Origin of the sequence: Embleya sp. NBC_00888, assembly GCF_045207655.1 — a bacterium.
GTDB lineage: Bacteria > Actinomycetota > Actinomycetes > Streptomycetales > Streptomycetaceae > Embleya.
The window spans coordinates 5,135,362-5,147,051 of record NZ_CP108785.1; the positions used below are offsets into that span (position 1 = coordinate 5,135,362).

Sequence of the window (11,690 nt, forward strand, 5' to 3'; positions counted from 1 at the left end):
ATAAGACTGGCCGTTGACATCTGGGTATGGCTGTCATGGAGGCGCCGTTGACGCGAAAGACGCCTTCGTCATTGCCGATCAGGCCCGCGTCCGCCGCGACCTCGGCCTCCTGCGGCCCGGCGACGAGATTGTCGTGGACCTGTGCACCTTGACCACCCGCCGCCTGGGTGCGGTCTTCGACCGCACCGGGCAGATCAACCGGCTTCGGGCCCAACTGCTCGAGATTTTCGCGGCCTTGGAGCGGTCCCTGGAGCTGACGAACCGGGGGGCGGTGACGCGGCTGACCGGATTCCGGACCCCGGCCGCGGTCCGGCGCACCGGCACGAAACGCATCGAGACCTGGCCGAGGAACCGCAAGGTCCGCAATGCCGCCGCACTGGCGAAGACAGCGGTGGAGGCCGCCCAGGCCCAGCAGACCGCTCTGCACGGCGAGAAGCCGGCCGCCGCCATGGCAGTCCGCCTCGCGAAGGGCGTGATGACTCTCGACGAGGAGATCGCCGAGCTCGATGCCCTGATCGAGGCCCGGTTTCGTGAGCATCCGCACGCCGAGGCAATCCGCAGCCTGCCCGGTATGGGTGTCAAACTCGGCGCCGAGTTCCTCGCCGCGACCGGCGGGGACATGGACGCCTTCGGCAGCGCCGATCGCCTGGCCGGTTTCTCCGGCCTGACCCCCCGGCCACGCGACTCCGGCCGCGTCAGCGGCAACATGCGCCGCCCTCTGCGCCATCACCGCGGACTGCTGAGAACCATGTACCTGTCGGCCCTGGTCAGCCTCCAGTGCTGTCCCGCCTCGAAGGCGTATTACGACCGGAAACGGAGCGAGGGCAAGGGCCACAAGCAGGCCCCGCCGGCCCTCGCGCGCCGACGCCTCAACGTCCTGTGGGCAATGATCCGTGACGGAAAGCAGTTCCATCGCCTCACCTCCCGTCACGCTCGCGGCTTGGCATCACGATTGGGAAGTCCTTTTCTCTCCGCCGGTGAACGCTCACCGTGAGCGACGCGTTCGTGGCGGCCATCCCCGCAGGGGGACTGGGGGAGTTCTGATCCACGCTGCCGGGCCGAGGAGTTGGAGAAGTTCTGATCAGGCGGGACTCAGGCTGGGTTGTGCATGTGGACAGCGTGGGCTCCTGGAGTGGCCGGGTGCTTTCGGTGCCCGTCCAGAGATTCCCCGGAAACTTTGTGCGACTGGCCATAGAGGTGAGGATGCGTCATGTGCCCTCGACCGCCGCGCGCGCGGATCGCTCCCCACTGGACAAATATGGCGCTCACGGCCCATCGGTCGACCGATCTCGGGCAAAGCGCCGAAATTCCAATAATTCACTGACATAAGCTGGGTAGTCGACACGGGCGGGCGGAACGTCTCGGCCCTGAGCCGTTCACGGGCTGCGCGAGGATCCCCCTTTCCCCACGAAGGGCCCCGACGGATCCGAGCGGGTCTTGACTCCCCTTCGGACCGTGGTTTCGTCGCGTGCAGGGCCGGCCCGTGAGACCCATCCGGGCGTCCTGACGCCTGGATGGATCAGAATTGAGCCTTGACTCGCTCTGCGGTCGGCTGCACGCTGGTTTGCACTTGCGCTGGGCGCCTTCCCAGAAAAGGCACAATACTTTCCTTTTCGGGCAGCTGCGGGAATGTCGGCACGGACGCCTCTCATACTAAATCCCCCTTTGGGTACGAACCATGTGAACAACACCGTTCGTCCTCCGGCGCGGGACTTCGACCCCATGCAGCTGCAGCACGAACGATCAGCACTTACACGCTTGGTCGAGATTCGCTTTACCGAGGAGAAAATATGGACAGACGCTGCCCTTTGCCCGCCAGCGGACCGAGTTCGATCGCAACGGTGGGGACGATGGGGCCCACGGCCTCCCCCGCTCAGGCGGTGCAGACAACCGAATCCGGGAAGAGGTCTCGATGTCCTTGCCCGCCGAGCGCGTACCCCTCTTCGCTCGATCCGACCTCGAACGCTCGCAGCCGTGTGCGGCCGAGCCGGACGTGCAGGAGGTAGCGGGGGAGGTCCGGCGCCTCTACCACGCGACATTGCTCGCGGGTCGGGCCCTCGCGGCCTTCGCCCCGCGTCTCGGCGAGGTTGACGAACGTGCTGAGCTGGTCCGGATCGTGTTCTCCCTGGTGTCCCAGAGCGAGATGCTCCACCGGCGCCTGCTGGAGCTGCGGACCGACCGGTCGGGCGTAGGAGCGCCGGCCGGCGAGTCGGTGCAGATCGTCCAGCACCTGCTCGACCGGGACGACGGCCTTCACGCGCCGGCGTTCGGCCGGACGCCGCTGCGGTGCCTCGCGGTGCGCTATACCGCCTTGCTGCATCGCTGCGGGGGAGAGGCGAACTACCACGACCGGCTGGTCCTGCAGGGCTGCCTGGGCCGGGTGCGGGAAGGAGCGGAGCCGTACCTGCCGCATCCGCGCGACCCCGTCTCCCTTCCCTCGAACCCACCGGCGCCGGGCGATGTCACAAGTGTCGAGGCGTACTTGTCCTGCCTTCCCCAGGACGGCCCCACGGCCACCGTCACCGGGACGGTCGCGCTCCGAGTGAAGCCTGCCCCGTGCGCAGCCATCCGCGATGGGCGCGTTTCGTCGACGCGGAGACGGTCGACTTCCGCGACCCGGGATGCGGCGACCCGGATCGGACGGTGGCGGCAAAGGAGGCGGTGCGGAGCGAGGAGGATTCGGCACTGCTGCCCACTGTGGACGAGGCGACCCTGACGGCGGCCGATCCTCGCTCCCTGCGGCATCCCCCACCGGAACCAGCGGTGCTCCCTCACACCACCGGCACCACGGGAACAACCTTCCCGCGGGCCCGCAGCAGTGCGGAACTGGTCACCTTCTCGGAACACGTACGAAAGCCGCGGCCGCACGCGAAGGCCGAGAACCCCGTCCGGTGGCCACGTGGGTTGTTCACCTTCTTTGAACAAGGAAGATTGTTTGCCTGACAGGTGGCGCCGGCGTCAAGATGTCGGCCGAGGGTAGCCGAAAGGAAACCCTCAGGTGCACCCGCTCGAGGCCAATGTGCCGCCTGGAGCAGGTGAAGGAAGCTAGAGGTGGCATGGTGATGCAACAGCGATGCGATGCGCCGGGTTCGCCGGAAGATGAGCAGCATTGGCCATCGCAGACGATCCATGAGGGGCTGCTTTTCCCACAGGTCTACCGCGAATTTCAGCGTTACACCGAGGGAGTCAGCCGCCCCGAGACGATCAAGGAAAACCAGCGTGAGCGGCTGGCAACCATCCTTCGGCACGCGATCAACTCTGTCCCGGCGTACCGGCAACTGAGGGCAGCGGTCGCAGGCTCGGTGGACCCATGGGCGCTGCTTTCCGAATTTCCGTTGACGACGAAGCGCGAACTGTCCGCGCGCTTGATCGAATACTGTGACGACGGCATCGACCCCGCGACGTGCCGGATCCTGGAGACGTCGGGAACCAGCGGAATTCCGCTGCGAATGATCCGTCACAACGACGCAATGGTGCACGAGTGGGCGACCGCACTCGTCAGGAATCAGCGACAGGGGCCGGTATTCAACCGGAAGGTGATGATGCCCTGCCTTACCCGCCTCAATTCCTGGTTTGAATACACGTCTCCCGGCATGGGTTTCGCGCACGTCGCACAGTTCGGCATCACCGGACTTCGAGGGGAACGCCTCGAAGAATTTGCCCTACGCGCCATGAATTTCCGCCCCGACGTGCTGACGGCAACTCCCCGAAATCTTGTGGATTTCATGAGCCTGCTGCAAATGTGCGGACGGGAGTTGCCGCCGGTAAAGTCCATCGTCACCTGTGGTGAGCTTCTTATCCCTGCCGTGCGCGAGGCGATTTCCGAATTCTTCGGTGTCCCGGTACGCGATATGTACGCCATGAAGGAGACGGGCACCATAGCCGTTCAGTGCGAAAACGGCTTCTATCACATCGAGTCGGAAAGACTCTGGCTCGAGGTGGTCGACGACAGTGGGTCGCCGTTGCCGGACGGACAGGTCGGCGAAATCGTGGTCACGGACCTCACGAACGCGGCGATGCCGTTGATCCGCTACCGAACCGGCGACTTCGGTTCCATGGCGGCCACGCCGTGCGCCTGCGATCTACCCCATAAGGCGATGAACCTGGTGGAAGGCCGCAACTTTGGCGTGATCCGGCGGCCGGACGGAACCACACTGCCCACGTTGTGGATTGCGCGTGCGGCTCGGCGGTGTCCGGTTCGGCGCTACCAAATCGTGCAACGAGCCGACTTCACCGTGTCCGTGCTCATCGCACCGGCTTCGGCCTTCGCCTCGGTGCACCACGAAGCACTGACCCGGAACCTCAAGGACCTGCTCGGTGCGGACATCGAAGGTCGGGTGGAGATTGTCGACGACGCATCCTTCCTCGGCCACGGACGCCGCAAGGCCGTCGACTTCGTGAGCCTGCTGCCCGACGCTCCCACAACCATCGTGGCAGCCGAGACACCCTGAGCCCAACGGCTGAGGGGCAACTCTTCCAACTCTTCGAGGAGGTGAGCAGTATGACCAAGGAGAGCGCATCGCGCAGATCCGGCAGTTCCTTCGCGCCGACGGCGTTGCCAGGACGGCCCGTGCGTACCAGTCAACGCCCAGGGCCGGTACTTCACCGGCCCCGGGTGGGCAAGTCGTCCGCCGCTTTCGCCCCAACCGGACAGGCTCCACCCAAGGCTCCGGCCTGGGCCTGTCCATAGTCCACGCCCACGCGGCCCGGATACCCGCCACCGCCAACCACCACGGCGGACTCGCCATAGCCATATCCCTCCCCGAAACACCCCACCCGACCACGGCCCTCCGGTCTCACTCGCGCCCAAGAAGTCGTACCGAATTCGGCATCGACACATACGACTCGTGTTCCCGGCGCGGGTAACTTCAGCGGCGTGGTGCCACAAAGGCAAGGTCCCGGACATCGACGTCCGGGGCACCATCCCCGGCCCCGGGCCCGGTTCACCATCGCCGGCCGGCTCCGCAAGGCCAAGAAAACGATGACGTTGTCCGAGCCGCAGGCCGGACCGCCGCAACACTGCCACGTTCACACCCGCGCGGCCCCGACATCACCTCGCGCGACGAGGACTCCGACGTGCGGCATGTCCCACGATGGGGAGTCGGTGGCCCGAGGAGCACGCAGACGACATCCAACCTCACAGTTGCCCCGAGTCCTCGGCCTCGACGGCGTGTGCGAGACCCGCACACCGATCGCACAAGCCACAGGGACCCCTCCGACGCCCGAGCCGACTCGGTCTCCATGAAACGCGAGGCAGTTCGCACCACCACCCGACGCACCCGAAGGTTGCCCATGGCCATACCCCTGCTCCTGACCCGCCGCCTTGCGGCCCCTGCCGGCTCTCCGCACCCGCTGCCGGACCATCACTACGATCCCGACCGTTGCGCGAACGTGGTCGCCGACGGCACCCTGCTCGTCCACGCAGCGGACGCGAACCTCGTCGCGGGCTACACCTCCACTCAAGAGCCCTCCGGGCTCAAGGCGGACGACTGACCCCCACCCCACCGTCGCGATCGCGGCCTCCGCGACCCGACCCCACCGCCGACCGAAGGCACCTCTCTCGACGGCCCCACCCCCGTCCTTGCCCGGACCCCGGCCGTTGGACGGGGCCGGGTCGGTGGGCGCGACACGTACGACGTCGCGCTGCGGACCTCGTCGTGGAACGCATCGGCCACCACGGCGGATTGAACGATCAATGGCCGCTGAACATGACCGCGATGCTCAGCCCAACCCCCCACTCCCCGGAGTGGCGCTGTCGTTCACCGTGGACGTCGGCGATGGAGCGAACGAGGAGGATCGCTGGATGGGACTGTGTCCTCAGGCTCCCGCGAAGTTCTGTGGAGCGAGTGTGGACAGGCGTGACGCGTTGTCGGTCCATGCCGCATGACGCTCGGTGGGCTGAGGTGTTGGATGGGGTGCTCGGCGGTCTCGACGACTTCGGAGTAGTCGACCGCCAGGGTGCACAGCGGCCGGCCGGAACCGAAGACGACGCGTTTGGCGGTGAATGCGTCCGGCGCGTGGGCGTAGGGGCGGAGACCGTCACGGGCCGGCGCATGCGCCTCCGCTACAGGCGACGGAAGTTGCCGTCGTCGGTCGCATCTTCCGCCGCCCTCAGCATGGCCACGAGCACGGGTCTCGATGGTGGCGTCAAGAGGGCCTCGCCCGCGTAGCCGGGAAGGTGGCGCGTGATGTGTGCGCCGGTCGATCCGGCTACCAGTTCGAGGAGGAGCATCAGCAGCCCGAGGAGGGCGGTGATGGCGGCGGCGGTGTTGCGCAGCCCGCGTACCCGGGGCCACGCTGAAGAGTGCGCCAGAGGGCACGGAGCGCCTGCGCGGTTGTCGGGGCGTTCATCTCCCCGATGTTCGCAGGGGCTCCGGGTCCGACGAAGATTGTTCTGCATCCTGCCCGGTTGCCCGCTTCGGTGTCGCATGGTGAGTCTCCCAGCATCCAGGAGCGCGTGAGGTCGAGGTGAAGTTCGCGGGCTGCCTGGTGAAGCAGACCGGGCTCGGGCTTACGGCAGTGGCAGGCGATCGTGTGCGGGGGCACGGTGCCTTCGGGGTGGTGGGGACAGGCGTAGATGCCGTCGATGCGTACTCCGACGTCGACGAGCATCGACCGCAGCCGTCGATGCATGGCATCGAGGTCGGCGAGAGTGAACAGGCCCCGGGCGATGCCGGATTGGTTCGTGGCCACGACGAGGGCGTACCCCGCCTCTTGCAGGATACGCAGCGGCGGACCGATGCCGCCTTGGAGAACGAGATGCTCGGGCCGGCTGGGGTAATGCCGCGGTTCGGTGAGGGTTCCGTCGCGGTCCAGGAAGACGGCGGGTCGGTTGCTCATGGAGTCATCTTCCTGAGGGGGACTCCATGGTGCCACTGTCGGGACATCGTGCCATGTCGGATTCGGGTGATTCCCCTTCTCGGCGGCTCTGTCCCTGTTTGGCGGTCCACAGGTGACGTCTGCGAGTGGAGGGCGACGGCGAATGGTTCTGGGACGAGGGCACATGCGCGCGTTGGCACGTGCTGCGGGCACGGTGGACGTGGATCGTCTGGAGGCGTGGGGTCGCCTGCTCGCGGTGCGGCTGGGCTCGGGGAAAGGGCGATTGCTGGTGGCCGGGAACGGGGGCTCGGCTGCGGAAGCACAGCACTTGACGTCCGAACTGGTGGGGCGTTTCCACACCGATCGCACGCCCTTGTCGGCGATGGCGCTGCACGCGGATTCCTCGGCGATGACCGCGATCGGCAACGACTTCGGCTTCGCTGAGGTGTTCGCACGTCAGGTCCACGCGCACGGTCGGGCCGGGGACGTGCTGTTGGTCCTGTCGACGTCGGGCGAGAGCGTCAACCTGCTGCGGGCGGTGGAGCGGGCGCGGGAGTTGGGCTTGACGACGTGGGCGTTGACGGGCTCTTCGCCGAACCCGCTGGCGGCGCAGTGTGACGAAGTGGTCGCGGTGGATGCGGAGTCGGCGACGGTGCAGGAGTGTCATCTCGCGGCGGTCCACATCGTGTGCGCGGCGGTCGACCGGGCCCTGGGCTCGCTCCCCGCCGCCCCCGCCTCGCCGGCCGGCGGCTTGGTTGCGTGCCGCACGGACCCACTGCCCGCGCGGCCGCAACGCCCGGCCGAGCGGCTGCGGATGGTCGTGCTGGGGGATGCGGTCTTGGACGAGGACGTGTCCGGGACCGTAGACCGGTTGTCGCCGGAGGGCCCGGTTCCGGTGATCGGCGCCGCGCGCACGGTGCGTCGGCCGGGCGGAGCGGGGTTGGCGGCCGTGATGGCCGCTCGTGAGGGTTGGGACGTGGTCCTGGTGAGCGCGGTGGGCACGGGCGCGGCCGGACGTGCGGTGCGGGCGCTGCTGATGGACGCCGGGGTGGTCGTCGTGGATCTGGCGCTACCCGGCGGGGGTGGCGGGGTGGCGGTGAAGCGGCGGATCCGCTCGCACGGGCGCACGCTGATGCGGCTGGACGAGGATCCGGGGCCCGTTTTGGTGGGCCGCTGGACTGCGGCCGCGCAAGAAGCGGTGGGGGCGGCTCGAGTGGTGCTGGTGTGCGACTACGGACGCGGGATGTGTTCACGGTCGGATGTGCGGGCGGCGTTGACCGCGGCGGCGCGGCGGGTTCCGGTGGTGTGGGATCCGCATCCGCGCGGCGCGGGCCCGGTGGAGGGCACGGCAGTTGCGGTCCCGAACGCGATGGAGGCCAGGGCCTTCGCCGGGGATGACGTCGCGGGCGAAGGGTTGGCCGGTGACGTGGCGCGGGGGCGGTGGTTGTTGGAGCGGTGGGCGGTGCGGCAGGTCGCGGTCACCCGTGGGGCGGAGGGTGCGGTGCTGGTGCAGGACACGGTCGGGCCGCCGTTGGTGGTCTCGCCTCCCGCGCGATCGATAGCCGGTGCGGATGCGTGCGGGGCGGGTGATCGGTTCGCGGTGGCAGTCGCGATGGCGCTCGGTATGGGCCGAATGCCCTCCCAGGCGGCCAACGTCGCGGTGCGGGCCGCATCGGCGTATGTCGCGGACGGCGGACCCGCATCCCTGGACCCGTCGGCTTTCGCAGCGCCTTCGGGTGAGGCGACTGGCTCGAACGCGTGGACCGTGCTGGCGGAAGTCCGGGCGCGGGGTGGGACGGTGGTGGCGACGGGCGGCTGCTTCGACCTGTTGCACCCCGGCCACATCGGGCTCCTCGAGCAGGCGCGAAGGCTCGGTGACTGCTTGGTGGTGTGCCTGAACAGCGATGCGTCCGTGGGCCGCCTCAAGGGTCCGTCTCGGCCGCTGGTGCCGGAGCGCGATCGGGCGACGGTGTTGGCCGCGCTGGGCTGTGTGGACGCGGTCGTCGTCTTCGCCGAGTCGACCCCCGAGCAGATCCTGACCCGCATCCGTCCCGACGTGTATGTCAAGGGCGGCGACTACGGGATCGGGGACATCCCCGAGGCCGCCGCGGTGGCGTTCTGGGGTGGCCAGGTGGTGCTGGTTCCCTATGTGGAGGGTCCTTCCACCACGTCGTTGATCAGTGAGGCCGTGCGTCGGGAGGGTCGGCGGTGAGCCGGGCCGGGCGCGTTGTGCTGGTGACCGGTGCCGCCGGGTTCGTCGGCGGCCACGTCGCGGCGGTGCTGGCGCGGGCCGGCTGGATGGTGGTCGGCTGTGACGTGCGACGCGCGCCGGCGAGCACGGCGGCGCAACGATGGGTGCGTGGGGACGGTGCGGATCCGGCTCGGATCGCCGAGATCGCCGCCGGGGCGTTCGAGGCGGTGGTGCTCCAGGGCGCGATCACCGACACCCGTGTGCCCGACAGCGCGGCCCTGCGGGAGACGAACACCTTGGGGCCGTTGCGGATCGCCGCCGCGTGTGCGCGGTCGGGCACCCGGCTGGTCTACGCCTCATCGCACAGCGTCTACGGGCGGCTGTCCCGGCGGGCGCCGATCGCGGAGGGAGCGGTCGCGGACCGGGCCCGGTGTTCGGGGCCGTTGAACGCGTATGCGGTGTCCAAACTCGCCTTGGACACCGCGATGTGCCGCTCGTATCCGGGGCGGGGCGCGGGCTGGGTGGGGTTGCGGTACACGAATGTGTTCGGTTCGGGGGAGATGGCCAAGGGTCCGATGGCGTCGATCCTGTCGCAACTGGTTCGCGGCGCGGCGGTGTCGGGGCGGGTGCGGGTGTTCGCCGACACGTTGACCGCGGCGCGCGACTACGTTCCGGTGGAGACGGTCGCGGATACCGTGGCCCGACTGCTGGAGGAGGCGGTGCCGGCCGGGGTGTACAACCTGGGCGCCGGCCACGCGGTCTCGTTCGCGCAGTTGCTGGAGTGGTGTGCGGGCTGGCACGGCGCGGACCTGGTGGTGGATCTCGTGCCGAACCCGGTCGCGGGGGCCTATCAGTACTACACGTGCGCGGACATGACCGCGCTGGACGCGGTCCTTCCCGGTGTCGCGGTGGCGGCCCCGCCGGATGTGGTGCGCGAGGCCGCCGCAGCGTTGTTCTCCGCGTTCGTGGAACAGGGCACCGCTCAGGGCCGGTGGGGTTCGAACGCCGGCCGGTAGTGGTCGACGGCCGGGTCGCGGTCCATCGGCGGGTAGTCGGGGAGTTCGTCGAACAGGCCGACCTTGCACAGGGCGCGTGCGAGGTCGGCGCGTACGAGGCCATCACCGAGTTTGCTCAGGTGTACTCCGTCGCTCCACAGGGACCGTCCCCCGGCGGGCAGGTGGTGTTCGGGGGCGGTGGCCAGGTGTCGGGCTGCGGTGCGCGGCGAGCATGCGTTGCCAGTCCGGCGACCACCGCTGCGCCGGGTTCGGCCGTGCGGCGGGATTCCAGTCGGGGCCGATCGCCGCCAAGTGTTCCCACCGCTGAACCAGTTCGGAGACGGCGGTGTCCGCCGGGGCGAAGGCGAGGTAGTACGCGATCTCCTCGGGACGTGCCAGGCCGCGGCAGGCCAACACCCAGCGGTGGTGGGAGGGTTCCGTGCCCTCGACGGTGGGCAGTTTGTGAACCTGCTGCTCCGTCAGGTGGAGCGCGCCGCGCAGCGCCGGTCCCGGCCGTAGAAGAGTCGACGGTCCGGCAGATCAACGAAGGCACCACCGGACGCGAAGGGGCGGCTCCGACGGAGCCGGCGTTGCGACGTGGTCCCGAGTGGAGTCGCGGCGACACGAGAGCGTGTTCCCGGCTGGGGCGCCTCCGCGTTGGAGATCCTGCGGCCCGAGGTGCTCGACGTGCACCGGACGACAACCCCACACGGCAGGCGAGTTCGGGCATGCCACCGCAGGGCCCTCGACTCGAGGCCCGCGCCCGATCCGCCCGCCGTCGCCTGGGTTATGGGGGTCTATGGATGGCCGAAGTAGCGGTCCCACCAGGTGGCCGGCCACCGCTCGTCCGTGCGCAGCGGCGCGGGTCCGTCGTAGCGGGTGTGAAGCAGTACTTCCGATACCAACACATACCCGATGTCGATCAGGGCGCGTTCCACGGTGGCGAGGTCCCCGACGTCCAGCGCGCCCTCCTCGCGCGCGTCGTCCGTCCCCAGATACGCGCCGGGGTTCTCCGCCGCCACCATGGCCAGCGAGCCGAAATTGCTCACGGAGACGACGATCCGCTCACCACACACCGTCGCCTCGCCCGGGACGACGACACAGGCGTACTCGACGGTGTTCCGGCCGTAGCGCTGCGCCGGGCAGCGGGTCGCGAAGTCGGCCTCCAACCGGGACACCAGCCGGTCGAGCATGGCCGAGATCTCTCCCTCGTCGTACTCTCGGGGTCCCGTCAGGTGATCCGCGTCGTCGAGCCGACGCAGGAGCGCGATCACAGCCACATCGTCGTTCGTCATGCTCTCATCCTGGCGCTGCGGAGATTCGCCCGGAACAACGCCCGACCCGAGCTGCGCATCCGCCCCGGATCCCACTGCGGGACTCGCATCGACCGGACACGAACATCCCGGACCGACACTGCGGTTCACCGGCGCCGGCTCGGTTGAGCGATGGCCGCGAGGCCCACGATGCAGCCTCCACGCGGACGCACCGTCCGAGATCCGCGCGGAACAGGCGCATTTCCCCGGGCGGGCGCCCCGGGCAGACGAACGGTCTCGGATGGATGGGCGTCCGCTGGAATGATGCCGGTATCAGGACCGGATGACGAAGTCACCGGCGCCATCGCGAACCGAGGCCGGCCTCGCGCCGGACGAATCCGCGGAGTTTCGCGCAACTGTCCGCCGGCAGGG

At 68.9% G+C, this 11,690-nt stretch carries 7 protein-coding genes and 1 pseudogene; 5 read left to right on the plus strand and 3 right to left on the minus strand.

The genetic code is table 11. The features are described from left to right. Window positions 1-40 precede the first annotated feature (40 nt). Window positions 41-941, plus strand: a pseudogene (locus tag OG948_RS56790) (IS110 family transposase); the annotation flags it as partial. A gap of 932 nt (window positions 942-1,873) precedes the next feature. On the opposite strand, the gene OG948_RS56795 reads toward OG948_RS56790, so the two are convergent. Continuing rightward, entirely contained in the window at window positions 1,874-2,257 is a 384-nt protein-coding gene (locus tag OG948_RS56795; RefSeq protein ID WP_406300806.1) for a hypothetical protein, read from the minus strand. 799 nt (window positions 2,258-3,056) lie between these two features. Here OG948_RS56795 and OG948_RS56800 point away from each other — a divergent pair. Together OG948_RS56800 and OG948_RS56805 are read left to right on the plus strand one after the other, a co-directional pair. Continuing rightward, entirely contained in the window at window positions 3,057-4,451 is a 1,395-nt protein-coding gene (locus OG948_RS56800; protein ID WP_331772917.1) for an AMP-binding protein, read from the plus strand. A gap of 841 nt (window positions 4,452-5,292) precedes the next feature. Next, window positions 5,293-5,493: a hypothetical protein gene (locus tag OG948_RS56805; RefSeq protein WP_331772918.1), complete on the plus strand. Its 201-nt coding sequence runs from the start codon at window positions 5,293-5,295 to the stop codon at window positions 5,491-5,493. 738 nt (window positions 5,494-6,231) lie between these two features. On the opposite strand, the gene OG948_RS56810 is transcribed toward OG948_RS56805, so the two are convergent. Beyond that, entirely contained in the window at window positions 6,232-6,840 is a 609-nt protein-coding gene (locus OG948_RS56810) for an HAD family hydrolase (protein ID WP_331772919.1), read from the minus strand. Window positions 6,841-7,003: 163 nt separating this feature from the next. Here OG948_RS56810 and rfaE2 point away from each other — a divergent pair, with 163 nt between their 5' ends. Next, window positions 7,004-9,031: a D-glycero-beta-D-manno-heptose 1-phosphate adenylyltransferase gene (gene rfaE2, locus OG948_RS56815; protein WP_331772920.1), complete on the plus strand. Its 2,028-nt coding sequence runs from the start codon at window positions 7,004-7,006 to the stop codon at window positions 9,029-9,031. Further along, window positions 9,028-10,026 carry an NAD-dependent epimerase/dehydratase family protein gene (locus tag OG948_RS56820; RefSeq protein ID WP_331772921.1) on the plus strand — a complete coding sequence of 333 codons (999 nt, stop codon included), beginning with the start codon at window positions 9,028-9,030 and terminating at the stop codon, window positions 10,024-10,026. Before rfaE2 ends, OG948_RS56820 begins: the two co-directional genes overlap by 4 nt. A 776-nt stretch (window positions 10,027-10,802) precedes the next feature. On the opposite strand, the gene OG948_RS56825 is transcribed toward OG948_RS56820, so the two are convergent. Next, window positions 10,803-11,300, minus strand: a complete 498-nt coding sequence (locus OG948_RS56825; protein WP_331772922.1) for a hypothetical protein — start codon at window positions 11,298-11,300, stop codon at window positions 10,803-10,805. Window positions 11,301-11,690 lie beyond the last annotated feature (390 nt).

Coding starts and splice junctions, on each gene's coding strand:
- OG948_RS56800 (WP_331772917.1), top strand. CDS start 3,057: ATGGTGATGCAACAGCGATGCGATGCGCCGGGTTCGCCGGAAGATGAG.
- OG948_RS56805 (WP_331772918.1), top strand. CDS start 5,293: ATGGCCATACCCCTGCTCCTGACCCGCCGCCTTGCGGCCCCTGCCGGC.
- OG948_RS56810 (WP_331772919.1), bottom strand. CDS start 6,840: ATGAGCAACCGACCCGCCGTCTTCCTGGACCGCGACGGAACCCTCACC.
- rfaE2 (WP_331772920.1), top strand. CDS start 7,004: ATGCGCGCGTTGGCACGTGCTGCGGGCACGGTGGACGTGGATCGTCTG.
- OG948_RS56825 (WP_331772922.1), bottom strand. CDS start 11,300: ATGACGAACGACGATGTGGCTGTGATCGCGCTCCTGCGTCGGCTCGAC.